At 72.6% G+C, this 15,100-nt stretch carries 15 protein-coding genes and 1 pseudogene; 3 read left to right on the forward strand and 13 right to left on the reverse strand.

Features of this window, described 5'->3' with window-relative positions; all coding sequences use genetic code 11:
- Positions 1 to 113: 113 nt before the first annotated feature.
- The 6 genes and pseudogenes from WMI84_RS11510 to WMI84_RS11535 all read right to left on the reverse strand — a co-directional run bounded on the left by WMI84_RS11510 (position 114) and on the right by WMI84_RS11535 (position 5,162).
- The gene (locus WMI84_RS11510) at positions 114 to 1,238 is read right to left on the reverse strand and encodes a Xaa-Pro peptidase family protein (RefSeq protein WP_347353254.1); all 1,125 of its coding nucleotides are present in this window, start codon (positions 1,236 to 1,238) and stop codon (positions 114 to 116) included.
- 77 nt (positions 1,239 to 1,315) lie between these two features.
- Positions 1,316 to 1,525 (reverse strand): dodecin, encoded by a 210-nt coding sequence (locus tag WMI84_RS11515; RefSeq protein ID WP_347353256.1) that lies wholly within the window; start codon positions 1,523 to 1,525, stop codon positions 1,316 to 1,318.
- An 88-nt stretch (positions 1,526 to 1,613) separates the two neighbouring features.
- A pseudogene (locus WMI84_RS11520) lies at positions 1,614 to 2,240 on the reverse strand (TrmH family RNA methyltransferase); the annotation flags it as partial.
- A gap of 203 nt (positions 2,241 to 2,443) precedes the next feature.
- Complete coding sequence (locus WMI84_RS11525) at positions 2,444 to 3,187, reverse strand: amino acid ABC transporter ATP-binding protein (protein ID WP_347353258.1); 744 nt, start codon at positions 3,185 to 3,187, stop codon at positions 2,444 to 2,446.
- A 134-nt stretch (positions 3,188 to 3,321) separates the two neighbouring features.
- Positions 3,322 to 4,200, reverse strand: a complete 879-nt coding sequence (locus WMI84_RS11530; protein ID WP_347353260.1) for an amino acid ABC transporter permease — start codon at positions 4,198 to 4,200, stop codon at positions 3,322 to 3,324.
- Positions 4,201 to 4,217: 17 nt separating this feature from the next.
- Positions 4,218 to 5,162 (reverse strand): ABC transporter substrate-binding protein, encoded by a 945-nt coding sequence (locus WMI84_RS11535; protein WP_347353262.1) that lies wholly within the window; start codon positions 5,160 to 5,162, stop codon positions 4,218 to 4,220.
- Positions 5,163 to 5,322: 160 nt separating this feature from the next.
- Here WMI84_RS11535 and WMI84_RS11540 point away from each other — a divergent pair, with 160 nt between their 5' ends.
- Positions 5,323 to 6,027 carry a VTT domain-containing protein gene (locus WMI84_RS11540; protein ID WP_347353264.1) on the forward strand — a complete coding sequence of 235 codons (705 nt, stop codon included), beginning with the start codon at positions 5,323 to 5,325 and terminating at the stop codon, positions 6,025 to 6,027.
- A gap of 63 nt (positions 6,028 to 6,090) precedes the next feature.
- Here WMI84_RS11540 and WMI84_RS11545 read toward each other — a convergent pair whose 3' ends face one another.
- On the reverse strand, positions 6,091 to 6,867 hold the full coding sequence (locus WMI84_RS11545; RefSeq protein WP_347353266.1) for a LemA family protein: 777 nt from the start codon (positions 6,865 to 6,867) through the stop codon (positions 6,091 to 6,093).
- Positions 6,868 to 6,997: 130 nt separating this feature from the next.
- Here WMI84_RS11545 and WMI84_RS11550 point away from each other — a divergent pair, with 130 nt between their 5' ends.
- Entirely contained in the window at positions 6,998 to 7,735 is a 738-nt protein-coding gene (locus WMI84_RS11550) for a hypothetical protein (RefSeq protein ID WP_347353268.1), read from the forward strand.
- Here the strand turns inward: WMI84_RS11550 and WMI84_RS11555 are convergent.
- From WMI84_RS11555 to pyrE, 4 genes are all read right to left on the reverse strand, one after another.
- A complete protein-coding gene (locus WMI84_RS11555) occupies positions 7,674 to 8,000 on the reverse strand; it encodes a putative quinol monooxygenase (RefSeq protein ID WP_347353270.1) in 327 nt (108 codons plus the stop codon). The two genes, WMI84_RS11550 and WMI84_RS11555, sit on opposite strands and share 62 nt — an antisense overlap.
- 156 nt (positions 8,001 to 8,156) lie before the next feature.
- Positions 8,157 to 9,530, reverse strand: coding sequence for an APC family permease (locus WMI84_RS11560; RefSeq protein WP_347353272.1), 1,374 nt, complete (start codon positions 9,528 to 9,530; stop codon positions 8,157 to 8,159).
- A gap of 22 nt (positions 9,531 to 9,552) precedes the next feature.
- A complete protein-coding gene (locus WMI84_RS11565) occupies positions 9,553 to 11,172 on the reverse strand; it encodes an amidohydrolase (RefSeq protein ID WP_347353274.1) in 1,620 nt (539 codons plus the stop codon).
- A gap of 199 nt (positions 11,173 to 11,371) precedes the next feature.
- A complete protein-coding gene (gene pyrE / locus WMI84_RS11570; RefSeq protein ID WP_347353276.1) occupies positions 11,372 to 11,929 on the reverse strand; it encodes an orotate phosphoribosyltransferase in 558 nt (185 codons plus the stop codon).
- Between the two features lie 147 nt (positions 11,930 to 12,076).
- Here pyrE and WMI84_RS11575 point away from each other — a divergent pair, with 147 nt between their 5' ends.
- Positions 12,077 to 12,829: a sulfite exporter TauE/SafE family protein gene (locus WMI84_RS11575; protein WP_347353278.1), complete on the forward strand. Its 753-nt coding sequence runs from the start codon at positions 12,077 to 12,079 to the stop codon at positions 12,827 to 12,829.
- A 24-nt stretch (positions 12,830 to 12,853) separates the two neighbouring features.
- On the opposite strand, the gene WMI84_RS11580 is transcribed toward WMI84_RS11575, so the two are convergent.
- Positions 12,854 to 13,918 (reverse strand): LacI family DNA-binding transcriptional regulator, encoded by a 1,065-nt coding sequence (locus WMI84_RS11580; RefSeq protein ID WP_347353280.1) that lies wholly within the window; start codon positions 13,916 to 13,918, stop codon positions 12,854 to 12,856.
- A gap of 60 nt (positions 13,919 to 13,978) precedes the next feature.
- Positions 13,979 to 14,896, reverse strand: a complete 918-nt coding sequence (locus tag WMI84_RS11585; RefSeq protein WP_347353282.1) for an aminotransferase class V-fold PLP-dependent enzyme — start codon at positions 14,894 to 14,896, stop codon at positions 13,979 to 13,981.
- Between the last annotated feature and the right edge of the window lie 204 nt (positions 14,897 to 15,100).

A 15,100-nucleotide genomic window follows, 5' to 3' on the forward strand; every position in this document is an offset into this window, starting at 1 on the left:
CGCGGGGGTGGGGACGCGGGGGGTGGGGACGCGGGGGTGGGGACGCGGCGTTGGACGGCCTCGGGCAACTCGACACCGGCCGCGGGCAGCTCAGGCCCCTCCGGCCACACCAGTCACACCACGACGAGGTCCGTGGGACGGGTGTTGAACCGCTCGACCCCGGTCTCGGTCACTGCGACGATGTCCTCGATCCGGGCGCCCCACAGCCCCGGCAGGTAGACGCCGGGCTCGATGCTGAAAGTCATGCCCGGCTCGACCAGCAGGTCGTTGCCGGCCACGATGTAGGGCTCCTCGTGGACATCCAGACCGATCCCGTGGCCGGTCCGGTGGATGAAGTAGCCGTCCAGCCCGGCCTCGCGCAGCACCGACCTGGCCGCCTCGTCGATCGCCTCGCAGGTCACGCCGGGACGCACCGCGTCCACGGACGCCTGCTGCGCCGCCTGCAACGCGGCGTACGCCGTGGCCACCTCCGCCGAGGGAGCGAGCCCAGCGGCATACGTCCTGGTGCTGTCGGAGTTGTAGCCCGAGGGCAGCGGGCCCCCGATGTCGACCACGACGAGCTCGCCGCGACCGATGACCCGGTCGGAGACCGAGTGGTGCGGGCTCGCGGCGTTCGGGCCGGAGCCGACGATGACGAATTCGGCCACCGCGTGGCCCTCCTCGACGATCGCGGCGGCGATGTCGGCGCCGACCTCGGCCTCGGTGCGGCCGGGGCGGAGCCACTCCCCCACCCGGGCGTGGACCCGGTCGATGGCCGCGCCGGCCAGGCGCAGCTGCGCGAGCTCGGCGGGGTCCTTGCGCATCCGCAGCTCCCGCAGCACCGGCCCGGCGAGCACCTGGTGCACGGCGCCCGCAGCCCGCAGCCGGAAGGCGTGCAGCACCGGGGTGAGGTCCGAGACGGCGACTCGGCCGGTGTCGGTCCCCGCGAGGGCGAGCCGGTACGGGTCCTCGCCGTCCACCCAGGTCCGGACCTCCAGACCGAGGGCATCGAGACCGAGCCCGGCCAGCCCGGCGTACTCGAGGGCCGGCGAGACGAAGACCGGGGCTGCCCCGTCGGTCGGTACCACCAGGCAGGTGAGCCGCTCGAACGACGAGCCGCCCACGCCGAGCAGGTAGCGCAGGTCGGAGCCCGGGGTGACGACCACGGCGGACACCCCCGCCCGGTCGGCGGCCGCCCGGAGCCGGGCGAAGCGGTCGTGCACGAGAGCCGCCTCGAGGGCGGCGGCCGAGGTTCCCATGGGGATGGACCCTACCCATCCTCGGCCGGGAGCGCGCCCCGGCGCGGACCGCCCTCGGCAGCGACCGGACCGACCGGCTACTCCTCGATGCGGAAGCCGAGCTTGAGGGTGACCTGGTAGTGCGCCACGCGGCCCTCGACGATGTGGCCCCGGACGTGCTGGACCTCGAACCAGTCGAGGTTGCGCACGGTCGTGCTCGCGCGGGCGACCGCCCCTGCGATGGCGTCGTCGACCGAGGTGTCCGACGTCCCGACGACCTCGCTGATCCCGTAGGTGTTGGCAGGCATGGGCCCCATGCTCCCACTTCCTCCCCCCGAACGGTCCGTTCCAGGGGTGCGGCCGCGGGTGGGCCCCCCACCGGGCGTGGACCCGTCCTCACCGGGAGGGCCGGGCCGGCTCTCCCGGTCGCTGGTCGAAGACGTGCCGACGCACCCAGGCGTGCATGGCGATCGCAGCCGCCGCGCCCGCGTTGATCGACCGGGTCGAGCCGAACTGCTCGATGTGCAGCACCACCGCGCAGCGCTCGCGCATGGCCTCCGACAGCCCGGGCCCCTCCTGCCCGAAGACCAGCACGCACGACCGCGGCAGGTCGTAGGTCTCGAGCGGCAGCGAGCCCGGCAGGTTGTCGATCCCGACCAGGGTCAGACCCGCCGGTGCCGCCCACGCCGCGAGCGACCCGGCATCCGGATGGTGGTGCTCGTGCTGGTAGCGGTCGGTCACCATCGCGCCGCGACGGTTCCAGCGCCGCCGCCCGACGACGTGGAACGCCTTGGCCCCCATGGCGTTCGCGGTGCGGATCACCGAGCCGATGTTGAAGTCGTGGCCCCAGTTCTCCACCGCGACGTGAAAGTCGTGCCGACGGGTGTCGAGATCGGCGACGATCGCCTCGTGCCGCCAGTAGCGGTATCGGTCGACCACGTTGCGCCGGTCCCCGTCACGTAGCAGCCCCGGATCCCACCGGTCGCCTGCGGGCCACGGGCCCGCCCAGGGGCCGACGCCGACAGCGGTATGCCGCTGTGCTCGCTCTCGTTCGCCGGGGGCGCGGCCGCGCGGGCTGCCCTCTCGATCGGCAGAGCTGCACTCTCGATCCGTGGAACCACCCTCTCGTTCGGCAGAGCTGCACTCTCGATCCGTGGAACCACCCTCTCGATCGGCAGAACTGCACTCTCGACCGGAGGATGCGCCCGCTCGGGCCGGAGGGTCGGTCACGAGACGAGCCGCGAGAGGAACTGCCGGGTCCGTGACTCGCGCGGGGCCCCCAGCACCTCCGACGGGGGTCCCTGCTCGAGGATCCGACCCGCGTCGAGGAAGCACACCGTGTCGGCGACATCGCGGGCGAAGCCCATCTCGTGGGTCGACAGGATCATCGTCATGCCCTCGGCCCGTAGGTCGCCCAGCAGGGCGAGCACCTCGCCGACGAGCTCGGGGTCGAGCGCCGACGTCACCTCGTCGAGCAGGAGCAGCTCGGGCGAGTTCACCATGGCGCGCGCGATGGCGACCCGCTGCTGCTGCCCACCGGACAGGTCGTCGGGCCGAGCCGGCGCCTTGTCGGCCAGCCCGACCCGGTCCAGCATCGCCAGCGCGGCGCGCTCGGCGTCGGCCCGCGAGAGCCCGTGGACTCGTCGTGGCGCCAAGGTCACGTTGTCCAGGACCGTCAGGTGCGGGAACAGGTTGTAGGCCTGGAAGACGATCCCGGTCCGGGCCCGCACCGAGTCGGCGTTCACCCGCGGGTCGGTGATGTCCTGCCCCGCCAGCGTGATCACCCCGTCGTCGACCCGCTCGAGCAGGTTGATGCACCGCAGCAGGGTCGACTTGCCCGACCCGGAGGCGCCGATGAGCACGACACACTGCCCGCGCGTCACGTCGAGGTCGACGTCGTGCAGGACGACGTTGGGCCCGAAGGACTTGCGCAGCCCGCGCACCCGAAGCAGGATCTCGTCCGGCTGCACGGTCGATCCGGATTGCTGCACTCTGGATGAGGATTGCTGCCCTGTCGATCGGGATTGCTGCCCTGTCGATCGGGATTGCTGCACCGTCGATGGGGTGTGGGGGTGGCGCGGGCCCTGGCCGTCAGCCTGCTGCATCACAGCGTGCCTCCCGAGCCGTGCCAGCCCTGCTTCTTGGCGACGTGGTCGGTGAACCGCGCCATCGGGATGGTCAGGCAGATGAACAGGAAGCCCGCGACGACGTAGGGCGTGTAGTTGAAGTCGGTGGCCGACTCGATCTGCGCCGCCCGGATCGCGTCGACGACGCCGAGGACCGCGATGAGACCGGAGTCCTTCTGCAGCGACACGAGGTCGTTCATCAGCGGCGGCATGACCCGGCGCACGGCTTGCGGGACGACCACGTGCCGCAGCGTCTGGCCATGGCTGAGCCCGAGCGCGCGCGAGGCGGCCCGTTGGGACGGGTGTACCGACTCGATGCCGGCACGGAACACCTCGGCGACGTAAGCCGAGTACGACAGCGTGATCGCGACCCCGCCCCACAGGGCCAGGGAGCTGGGCACGCTCGGCAGCCGCAGCGCGGGCACCCCGAAGCCGAGCAGGTAGATCACCAGCAGCAGCGGAAGCCCCCGGAACAGGTCGACGTAGGCAGTGGCGAAGAGCCGCAGCGGGAAGAAGATCGCGCCGCGCAGGGTCCGCATGATCGCCAGCGCCATCCCGATGACCGCGATGGCGATGCCGCAGATCACCATGATCCGGATGTTGAGCCAGATCCCCTTGAGGACCGCGGGGAACGAGTCGACCGCCTTGTCCCAGCTGAAGAAGGTCTCCTGGACCCGGGGCCAGCCCTCCGACCGGGTGACGAGCCAGACCGCCAGAGCACCGACGACCACGGTCGAGGCGGCCGACACGAACGCGGACCGGGTCGTCCGGGCCCGCCGGTAGGCCCGCCGCTCGAGCTCGGTGGGTGAGGGGCGCCACGGGTCGGTGGCGGCCGCGCCGCCTTGGCCCAGCGGCATACCCGATGCTCCGGTCGTCACTTCAGCTCAGGTGCTCCTGCGTTGGTGAGCCACCGCTCCTGCAGCTTCTCGAGCGTGCCGTCCGCGCGCAGGGCGTCGACCGCCTCGGTGACGCACGGGGTGAGCGGGGAGTGCAGGTCGAGCACCGCGCCGAACTGCTCGGGCTGACCCACCGTGGGCAGCTGGCCGACGATGACACCGTCGTCGAGCTGGGCCGCGACCATGTAGAACGCGGTCGGCACGTCGACGACGACCCCGTCGATCTGCTTGTTCTTCAGGGCCTGCACGGCCAGGTCGTTGGTGTCGAAGACCTTTGGGTCCTGGCTCGGCTTGATCTGCTCGGTGAGCGCCGTGTACGAGGTCGAGCCGACCTGTGCCGCGAGCACCGCACCCTTGAGGTCGGCGATGGAGGTCTTGCCGTCGATCGGGCTGCCCTTGTAGGTGACGACGGCCTGGCGCACGTCGTAGTAGCCGGAGGAGAAGTCGACCGCCTTGCGGCGCTGCTCGGAGATCGAGATCTGGTTGACGTCGAAGTCGAAGTTCTTCGGCGCGGGTGCGATCGCCGTGTTGAACGGCACGACCTGCCAGGTCACCTCGTCCTTGGTGAACCCGAGCTTGCCGGCGATGGCGTAGGCGACCGCCGACTCGAAGCCCTTGCCGTTGCTCGGGTCGTTGTCGACGAACCACGGCTCGTAGGCGGGGCTGTCCGTGCCGACCGTCAGCTTGCCCGGGGTGAGCAGGTGCAACGAGTCCTTGGCGCACGCAGCGCCCACCCGGGTGTCGTCACACGGCTGCTCGACCGACCCGTCACCGACCTGCTGCGAGCGCTTGGCACACGCAGCGCCCGTCTGGCCGTCCCCCGGTGTGGCCGAGCCGGGCGAAGGGGCACTCGGCGACCCACAGGCACCGAGCACGGCCAACCCCAAGGCGGCGACGGACACGGCGAGACGAGTGCGGGTCATGCGTACTCCTGAGGATCGGCCGGCAGGTCCGGCACCGAGTCTAGAACCAGAGGGTATGCCGCCTGGTCGCCTGCGCGGCGCACGCCAGCCCCCCGCGCGGCGGGGTCGGGCGCGGCTGCGGATTCTTCGGGACGGCGGCTTGCCACCTACCCTTGTGACCATGCACGCGCTCGCCGCCCTCGGCCCGGACTGGATGGACCCCGCCTACCTGCTGCAGCAGTACGGCGGCGCGTTCTTCTGGATCTCCCTGGCCATCATCTTCGTCGAGTGCGGGCTGCTGTTCCCGATCCTGCCGGGTGACACGCTGCTGTTCGCGATGGGCCTGTTCGTCGCTACCGGCCAGGTGCGGATGAACATCGGCGTGGCGATCCTGCTGCTGTGCCTCGCCGCTTTCCTCGGCAACGTCAGCGGGTACGAGATCGGCCGCTGGCTGGGGACACCCCTGTACGAGAGAGACGGGCGCTTCGTCAACAAGAAGAACTTCGACAAGACCCGCGGCTTCTTCGACCACCACGGCAACAAGGCCCTCGTCATCGGCCGTTTCGTGCCGATCGTGCGGACGTACATCACGGTCGTCGCCGGCGTCTCCCGGATGGAGCGGAAGCGTTTCTTCACGTGGAGCGCGGTCGGGGCGGTCGCCTGGGTGCTCAGCATCATTGTCCTGGGCTACCTGCTCGGCCAGGTGTTCCCCGGGCTGCAGCACAACATCGAGGCGATCATCCTGCTCATCGTCGCCTTCTCGCTCGTCCCCATGGTGTTCGAGTGGTGGCGGCACAAGAGGAAGGCAGCCGCGCTCGCGGCCGCGCACGGCGAGTCTGCCGGCTCGCCGACGAACGTCGCGGACCACCGGTCGAGCGGGCACTGACCTTCCGACGGGCGGCTGGCCTCCGGCCGGACGGGCAACTGCGCCTGAGCCCGGTGTGAGCGGTCAGTCGTTGGGAGGCGTGCGGTCGACGTCGGGATTCACCGTGGGCCGACCGGGCACGTCCTCTGCTCCGGAGGTTGCCAGCGGATCGGGCCTTCCCGCGCGCCACGACACGTCCGGCCCGGCGAGACTGCCGGCCCGGGTCGACTGGCCGTCGATCGCACCGGGTGCCGTTGACGGACCGACCGGACCGACCGGACCGGATGCCGCTCCGGAGCCACCCGTCTCGAAGCTGACGCTGGGGGCGGTCGCCTCGAGTGCCGGCGTCTCGAAGTACTCGGCCCGCCGGATCCCGGCCGGGCCTGCGACGAACCTCGACGGCACCGACTCGACCTTCGTATTGAGCTCGCGTACCAGAGCGTTGTAGTAGCGCCGCGCGGCAGCGATGCGGTCCTCGGTGCTGGTCAGCTCCTGCTGCAGGGCGACGAAGCTCTGGTTCGCCCTGAGCTCCGGGTACGCCTCGGAGACCACGACGAGCCGACCGAGCGCCTGGCTCAGCTCGCCCTCTGCCCGCGCCGCCTGGGCCGGAGTCTGCCCGCCGGCCATGGCAGCCGATCGGGCCCGCATGACCTGATCGAGCGTGCCTCGCTCGTGCTGGGCGTAGCCCTTGACCGTCTCGACAAGGTTGGGGACCAGGTCGTGACGTCGTTTGAGCTCGACGTCGATCTGGCGCCATCCCTCCTCGACCCTGTTGCGTTGCCCGACGAGGCCGTTGTACGTCGCGACGGCCCAGATCCCGAGCAGGACGACGATGCCGAGAATGACCCAGACGGCAGTCATGACGCTCCTCACAGTGTGTGTGTTCGCCCCAGCGTAGGGGGCCCCACCGACACCACGGGACCGAGCAGCGCCGCGACGCCCGAGGCACAACCCGTCAGCAGCGACCGACTCGCCCGGTTACGGTGGGGTCATGCCACCCGGACCGACGCCGGTCCTTCCGACCCCGGCACAGAACCGCGTCACCCCGCTCGGCGACGTGGTCGCGGCGACCGGTCGCGGCGCCTGGATGGGCAACCGTGGTCGCCTGCACGAGGGATCCGGGTCCCGGGTCGTGGTGCGCCACCACCGGTCGCGCGCCTGGATCACGTGCGTCCTGTCGTTCCGCGGACACCGGGCCCCGCAGTGGGCCGCGCACCACTACACGCCGTTGTTCTTCCTCGACGAGGCGGTGGCCCTCGCGGCCGGGCACCGGCCGTGCGCGGAGTGCCGGTGGGCGGCATACCGCGAGTTCTCGGCCGCGGTGGCACGGTTCCTCGGAACCGGCCGGCTCGGCGCCGCCGAGCTCGACCGGCACTTGCACGAGCAGCGCTGGGACCCGACCCGACGGACCCGGCGCCTGCACCCGGCGCCCTGGCCGGACCTGCCCGAGGGAGCCTTCGTCCTGGTCGGGGCGGGCGCGGCACTCGTGCGGGCCGACCACCTGCGGCTGTGGCGCTCGGACAACACGTACGGGGACCATCTCGACCGTCCCACGACCGGTCTGGCCACCGCGATCACACCGCCGGCCACGCTGGCCGTGCTCCGCGGCGGCTACCCGGTTCAACTCGGCGACGACCCGACTCCGGCACCGACCGCCGCAGACCGGGTCAGTCCGGCACCGCCATCGCCTCGAGACGCGACCACCCGTCCCCCGGGATCGACATGGTGATCACGTCCGGCGTGCGCACGAGATGGCGCGTCAGGGCACCCGTCGCAGCGCGGAAATGCTCGCTGCGGGCATGCGCGGCCCAGACCGCCTGTTCGGCGAAGCCCTCGAGGAGCACGTACACGCCGGGATCGTCGAGGCTGCGCGACCAGTCGAACCACAGGCAGCCCGGCTCGGCGCGGGTCGCCTCGGTGACCGGGGAGACCAGCTGTGGCCAGTCGCCGGCGCGCTCGGGCCGCACGGTGAACCGGGCGATGACGACGAACACGGGTCGCTCCCTCGGATCGAGTTGGCGCCCGCCACTGTAGGAGGGCTCGCTGGAAGGAGGATGGGAACCGGCGGGACCGGGCTCGGTACCCGTGCTGCGGCTGGAGTCGGCCGAGCCCGCCCGGGCGACCGGCGCGACCCCGCCCGGGCCGCGGGCTCAGCCCTCGAACTCGACCTCCGGCGGGCGCCGCCGGAACCCGCCCGTGAGCACGGCGAGCCAGACCACCCCGACGGCGAGCCAGACCAGCCCGGTCACGAGGGCGTGACTCGACAGCGAAGTCCATAGCCAGACGGTCAGCCCGAAGCCGACGAGCGGGAGCACGAGGTGCGGCACGACGCTACGCGACTGCGGGTGGTCGATCCAGTAGTGCTTGACCACCGAGAGGTTCACCACCGAGAACGCGGTGAGCGCGCCGAAGCTGACGATCGAGAAGAGGAAGGCGATGTCGATCCACAGGCCCAGCAGGGACACCACCGAGACGAACAGGATCGCCACGGCGGGCGTGCGCCACCGCTGCGTGACGAGTGCGAGGAACCGCGGCAGGACGCCGTCGCGGCCCATGGCGTACATGATCCGGGTCACCGACGCCTGCGAGGTCAGGGCCGAGCCGAACGCGCCGGCGACGTAGGCGGCGGTGAAGAAGGTCGCCATCACGTTGCCGCCGAGCTGGGTCATGACCTCGGTCGCACCTGAGTCCGGGTTCTCGAAGGTCGTCGCCGGGTGGGCCACCTGGGCGAGCCAGGCCAGCACGATGAACAGCGTTCCGCCGCCGATCGTCACCAGCAGGATGGCGCGGGGGATGTCGCGGCGGGGCGCCTTGGCCTCCTCGGCCATGGTCGAGACCGCGTCGAAGCCGAGGAAGGACAGGCACAGGATCGCGGCGCCGGCCAGCACCGGGCCGAGGCCCGACCCGTTCGGGCCGCTGTCGCCCGAGAACGGCAGGCCCAGCGCCGGGCTGCCGCCGAACATGGCCTTGACGGCGAGCACGACGAAGACGACGACGAAGACCACCTGGATCGCGACGACGATCGTGTTGGCGCGGTCGATGGTCGTGATGCCGACGACGTTGAGCACGGTCACGAGCAGCAGCGCGACCAGGAAGCCGACCCAGATCGGGATCGCGGGCCACTGCGCGTTGACGAACAGCCCGATCACGGCGTAGTTGACCATCGGCAGCAGGACGTAGTCGAGCATCAGGGCCCACCCGGAGAGGAAGCCCGGGGTCGGCCCGAACGACTTCGAGGTGTACGTGTAGGCCGATCCGGCCACCGGGTAGGCGACGACCATCCGGCCATAGGACAACGCCGTGAAGAGCATGGCCGCCAGCGTGAAGACGTACGAGAACGCGACCCGTCCCCCGGTCAGCTGGGTCACGATGCCGTAGGTCGTGAAGACCGTCAGCGGGACCAGGTAGGCCAGCCCGAACAGGGTCAGGCCGCCCAGGCCGAGCGCCCGCTTGAGGTGGACGTCGCTGCTGCCGTGCAGGTCGGCCCCCAGGTGGTGCTCGTGGGCAGGTCGGAGATCGGACATCGGGCTCTCCCTTGCGGACGGGTCAGGACGAGGTCGGGGTGCGGCGGCCACCGACCCAGGTGGCGACGACGCGGACGGAGTCGAGGTCGCGGGGGCCGGCCAGGCCCCGCGGATCGGCGCTCAGCAGCGCGAAGTCGGCCTCGCAGCCGACGGCGAGCCGGCCCGCGTCGCGGAACCCCTGACGGGCCACGCCTGCGGTGTAGCAGCGGAACGCCTCGTCGACGGGCAGCCTCTCGTGGGGCGTCCAGCCATCGGCGGGCTCGCGGTCGGCGGTCTGCCGCGAGCAGGCCACGGCCATCCCCTCGAGCGGGTCGGCCGACGAGACCGGCCAGTCCGAGCCGAAGCTCATCTCGGCACCGCCAGCCCGCAGGCTCGCCCACGGGTACTGCATGGCCGAGCGGTCGTCGCCGAGCCGGGGATAGTTGAGCACCGTCATCAGTGAGTCGAGCTGAGCCCAGAGCGGCTCCGCGTTGACCATGACCCCGAGCCGGGCCAGCCGGGCCCGGTCCGCCTCGTCGATGAGCTGGACGTGGGCGAGCACCGCCCGGCGGTCGCGCAGACCGTTGGCCCGCGCCGCCGTCTCGACCGCGTCGAGGGCCACCCGGACGGCGCGGTCGCCGATCGCGTGGATGTGCGGCTGGAAGCCGGCCGCGTCGACCTGCGTGACCGCGCGGGCGAGCAGGTCGGGGTCCCACACGAGCATCCCGGTATCGCCCGGACAGCCGCAGTAGTGGCTCAGCACCGCCGCCGTGGCGTTCTCCACGACACCGTCGGCGAAGAACTTCACCGTGTGCGCGGTCAGGTGCGGATGCCCGACCTGCTCCACCCGACGGCGCGCCTCGAGCAGGTCGTCGAGCTGGTCGGGCCAGTGCCGTGGGTCGGCGTACAGGCCCAGGTTGAACCGGATCGGGAGCCGGTCGGCCCGCGCCGCCTCGAGGTAGACCTCCAGCGTGTCCGGCTCGACCCAGGCGTCCTGCACCCAGGTGATGCCGAGGTCGGCGTACGCCCGGGCGGCCCGCTCCAGGGCGCGCAGACCGGCCTCCTTCGACCACGGCTCGGCGACGGCGTTCACGAGGTCGACCGCGCCCCACTCGCGCAGTGTTCCCAGCACCGACCCGTCGGGGCGGCGCGGGATCTCGCCGAGGACCGGGTCGGGAGTGTCGTCGGTGATGCCGGCCAGCTCGAGTGCCCGGGTGTTGACCCACATCGTGTGGTAGTCCCAGGCCCGCAGCGCGACGGGCCGGTCCGGGACGGCCGCGTCGAGCCAGCGCGCGTCGAACAGCCCCTCGGGCGACAGGCTGGAGTCGTATGACGCGCCCCGGACCCAGGCGGCCTCCGGGTGCGCCTGCGCCCAGCGCCGGACCTCGGCCACGATCGCCTCGACGCTGTCCTGCGCGCGCACCTGCGGGCCCTCGGCCTCCAGGCCGCCGAACAGTGGATGCGCGTGCCCGTCGCCGAAGGCGGGGACCAGCAGCCCGTCGGTGACCTCGACCGTCTCGACGCCGTCCCCGGCGAGCCCGAGCGCGTCCGCGCCGACCGCGCAGATCCGACCGTCCGTGACGGCCAGTGCATCGAGCTCGCCCTCGCTCGGGCACCAGAGGTTCCCTGTGATGACGAGGCTGGCGTGCGGGTCGTCGGTCATCAGACTCCTCCATCTGCGAATGCGGTCGTGGTCGGCACGGCGAGCCACCCCGGGCGGACGCCTCGGCCTGCTACGCGGCTGGCCAGGCCGGACGGCCCCGCCCCCGGGTTCGGCGCAGTCCGCAGCGCTGTCCCTCGTCGGGCCACACTAGCGCCCGCGCCCCGTGCGTGTCAGCCCCGGGCCGCCTGGCCTCGAGCGGCTACGCCAGGCCGAGGTCCTGCAGCGAGTAGGCGAACCGGTACTCGACGCCGGCCTCACGCCGAATCCGTTCGCCGGCGCCGGTCGCCCGGTCCGCGATCGTGGCCACGGCCACGACGGTGCCGCCCGCCTCCCGCACCGCCTCGACCGCCGCCAGCGGGGAGCTGCCGGTCGTGGTGGTGTCCTCCACGACGAGGACGTCCCGGCCGGCCACCGAGGGCCCCTCGATCCGCTGCTGGAGCCCGTGCGCCTTGCCCGCCTTGCGGACGACGTAGGCGTCGAGACGGTCCCCGTCGGCGGCGGCCGCGTGCAGCATCGCGGTCGCCACCGGGTCCGCGCCGAGCGTGAGGCCACCGACGGCGGCATACGACAGGTCCTTGACCAGGTCGCGCATGACGATGCCGACCAGCGGTGCCGCCTCGCCGTCTAGGGTGACCCGGCGCAGGTCGACGTAGTAGTCGGCCTCGGCGCCGGAGCTGAGCGTCACCCGCCCGTGGACGATCGCCCGGGAACGGACGATCTCGAGCAGGCGGGCGCGGGCGGTGGAGGCGTCGGTCACGACAGACCATCGTATGCCGCCCACCCCGCCCGAGCGCGGAGCGCATCGTCCGCCCGGGGACCCCGGGCGGCACCACCCGACCGGGTCGCGGCCCCTGTGCGCGGGACCCTCGGCGCGGCAGTGCCGGTGGCCTGTCACCATGGGCCGGTGACCCCCACGATCGTGCTGCTGGTCGTCGCGGCCCTCATCGTCGGCTTCAGCAAGACCGCGATCGGCGGGCTGGCGATGATCTCCGTGGCGATCTATGCCAGCATCATGCCGGCCCGGGAGTCGACCGCTGCGCTGCTGCTCGTGCTGATCGTCGGCGACGTGTTCGCGGTGTGGCACTACCGCAAGGAGTGCGACTGGGCCATCCTGCGCCGGCTCGTGCCCGCGGTGCTGCCCGGGATCCTGCTCGGGGCGGTCTTCCTGGCCCTCGTCGACGACGCAGTGCTGCGCAAGAGCATCGGCGCGCTCCTGCTCGCCCTCGCCGTGCACCAGCTGTGGCTGCTGCGTCGCCGTCCCCGCGCGACGGAGCCGGACCCCACCGCGGCACCGCCCCGGCACTCGTGGCTCGCCGCCGCGGGGGCCGGGGTCGGCGCCGGCTTCACCACGATGGCGGCCAACGCCGGCGGCGGCGTGATGACCCTCTACCTCACGGCCCAGGGGGTCGAGAAGCTGCGCTTCCTCGGCACCGGCGCCCTCTTCTTCTTCGGCATCAACCTGTCCAAGCTGCCCTTCAGCGCGGCCCTCGGACTGTTCTCCGGCGCCATGTTCCGCCAGGCGCTCTGGCTGGTTCCGGTGGTGTGGCTCGGGGCGTGGCTCGGGCTGCACGCCGCGCGACGGCTCAGCGAGACCTGGTTCAGCGTGGCCGTGGTGGCGGTGACGGCGATCTCCGCGGTCCCACTGCTCATCGGGTGACCGGCGGGCCGGTGCGACCCGAGGTCAGCGCGGTGAGATGCGCGCCGGCACGTTGTACGGCGTGATCACCTGCACCCCGGCCGGGACCGAGGTCGGCGCGCCCGGAACGAGCCCGTGGTGGCGCAGCACCTGGCGCAGCGCGGCCCGCAGGTCGGCCCGCAGGTCGTGGTGCAGGACCGCGTCGATCCGCCCGGCCCGCAGCAGCTCGAGGTTGTCGGCGTCGAGGTCGTGCCCGATCAGCACCGCGCCGGAGGCGCCGGCCCGGTGCAGCTGCTCGACGACGGCCCGGTTGCCCCCGCCGACCGAGTAGACGGCACGCACGTCCGGCACGTCGCGCAGCGCCCGGGCGACCAGCTCGGCCGTCCGCTCGTCCAGGCCGTCGGCGTCGCTGAGCTCGACCAGCCGCAACCCCGGCGCCCGACCCCGCACGGTCTCGGCGAAGGCGTCGGCCCGCTCCCGCTCGCCGAGGAAGTCGCCGCGGCTGAGCAGCACGAGGGCCGAGCCACCGAGGTCGCCCGAGGCATCGCGCGGGGCCAGGAAGCGCAGGGTGAGGTATGCCGCCGTCCGCCCGGCCGCCGCGTTGTCGAGACCTACGTAGGCGACCCGGGCGCAGTCGTGCACGTCGGTCACGAGCGTCACCACCGGGATGCCCCGGGCGTGCAGCCGGTCCACGGCGGCCGCCACCTCCGCCCGGTCGGGGGCCTTCAGGAGCACCCCGTCCGAGGAGCGGCCCCGCCGCCCGATCGCGTCGAGCCGCCCGACCAGCTCTGCCGTGGTGCCGGCCTCGCGCAGGTCGGAGCGGATCCGGACCACCGCGGGGCGAGCCGAGTAGAGCTCGGTCTCCAGCGCCTGCTGGACCGCCGCGGTGAAGCGGCGCGGTGCCTGCATGACCAGGTCGAGCAGCATCGTGCGCGCCCCCAGCCGCAGCTGGGTCAGCTGGCGGTCCAGCTCGAGCTGGGCCTGCTCCACGGCGCGCACCGCCCGGGCGCTGACCCCCGGCCGGTCGTGCAGCACCCGGTCGACGGTGGCCAGGCTGAGCCCGGACTGCTCGGCGATGTCGCGGTGCCGGTACGAGCGGTCCCTGCTCATGCCGCGATCGTAGGCCGCCGCGCCGCCCGGGACGGTATGCCGCCTGGGGCGGTATGCCGCTCAGCGCCCTCTTCGCGCGTGCCGCACCACCGTGCCCAGCGCGTCCACCGCCTGCTCGACGTCGTCGGGACTGGTGTACATCGCGAAGCTGAACCGGCAGCTGGCCGGCGGGTCCACCCCCAGGTCGCGGTGGGCCAGGGTCGCGCAGTGGCAGCCGGCCCGGGACTCCACCCCGAGGTCGTCGAGGCGACGAGCGACGTCCACCGGGTCGGCGCCGTCGACCCGGAAGGCCAGCACCGGCGCGCGCGGGGTGCCCAACGGCGGACCGTAGACGGTCACCTCGGGCAGGTCCTGCACGGCCCGCAGGGCCCTCGACGTGATTTCGGCGACGTGCCGAGCGACCAGGCCCATCGCCTGCACGACCGGCTCGCGTGGCAGTGGGTCGGGGCTGTCGAACCAGCGAGGCGAGTCCCCGCTCGCGAGCAGGTCGACGACCAGCCGCAGCGTCTGGGCGGAGGCGATGACGCCGAGGATGTTCGGCGTTCCCGCGGCGTACTTCCAGGGCAGCTCGTTGTACTCGACCTGGTCGGGTGCGACCTTGCCCTCGGCGATCATGTCGCCGCCGTAGAGGAACGGCAGACTGCCGGCGAGCAGGTGCTCCCGGCCGTAGAGCACGCCCACGCCGTAGGGGGCGAGCAGCTTGTGGCACGAGAGGGCGAGGTAGTCGACGTCGAGCGCCTGCACGTCGACGGCCGCGCTCGGAGCCAGCTGGGCGGCATCCACGAGCAGCAGGGAGCGGCAGTCCGCGGCGTCCTGTCGGTGGCAGCGAGCCGTCGCCGGTCGAGGCCGCCGCTCCCCGCCGCAGCTCCGCTCGCGAGGATCCCCGCCCAGCCACTGAACGAGCCTCCGACCCGCGGCCCCGGCACCGCTCACAATCCCGCCGCGGCCGGAAGGATGACGCCCCCACGGCCCGAGCACCGCTCACAATCCCGCCGCGGCCGGAAAGATGACGCCCCACGGCCCGAGCACCGCTCACAATCCCGCCACGGCCGGAAAGATGACGCCCCCACGGCCCCCCGCGGCCCGCAGACCGCTCACAATCCCGCCGCGGCCGGAAAGATGACGCCCCCGCGGCCCGAGCACCGCTCACAATCCCGCCGCGGCCGGAAAGATGACGCCCCC

Source organism: Intrasporangium sp. (assembly GCF_039812505.1).
In the GTDB taxonomy this organism is placed as follows: Bacteria; Actinomycetota; Actinomycetes; order Actinomycetales; family Dermatophilaceae; genus Intrasporangium_A.

What these genes read in the sequence shown, in the direction of transcription:
- WMI84_RS11510 (WP_347353254.1), bottom strand. Translation starts at nt 1,238, where the DNA reads ATGGGAACCTCGGCCGCCGCCCTCGAGGCGGCTCTCGTGCACGACCGC.
- WMI84_RS11515 (WP_347353256.1), bottom strand. Translation starts at nt 1,525, where the DNA reads ATGCCTGCCAACACCTACGGGATCAGCGAGGTCGTCGGGACGTCGGAC.
- WMI84_RS11530 (WP_347353260.1), bottom strand. Translation starts at nt 4,200, where the DNA reads ATGCCGCTGGGCCAAGGCGGCGCGGCCGCCACCGACCCGTGGCGCCCC.
- WMI84_RS11535 (WP_347353262.1), bottom strand. Translation starts at nt 5,162, where the DNA reads ATGACCCGCACTCGTCTCGCCGTGTCCGTCGCCGCCTTGGGGTTGGCC.
- WMI84_RS11540 (WP_347353264.1), top strand. Translation starts at nt 5,323, where the DNA reads ATGCACGCGCTCGCCGCCCTCGGCCCGGACTGGATGGACCCCGCCTAC.
- WMI84_RS11545 (WP_347353266.1), bottom strand. Translation starts at nt 6,867, where the DNA reads ATGACTGCCGTCTGGGTCATTCTCGGCATCGTCGTCCTGCTCGGGATC.
- WMI84_RS11550 (WP_347353268.1), top strand. Translation starts at nt 6,998, where the DNA reads ATGCCACCCGGACCGACGCCGGTCCTTCCGACCCCGGCACAGAACCGC.
- WMI84_RS11560 (WP_347353272.1), bottom strand. Translation starts at nt 9,530, where the DNA reads ATGTCCGATCTCCGACCTGCCCACGAGCACCACCTGGGGGCCGACCTG.
- WMI84_RS11565 (WP_347353274.1), bottom strand. Translation starts at nt 11,172, where the DNA reads ATGACCGACGACCCGCACGCCAGCCTCGTCATCACAGGGAACCTCTGG.
- WMI84_RS11580 (WP_347353280.1), bottom strand. Translation starts at nt 13,918, where the DNA reads ATGAGCAGGGACCGCTCGTACCGGCACCGCGACATCGCCGAGCAGTCC.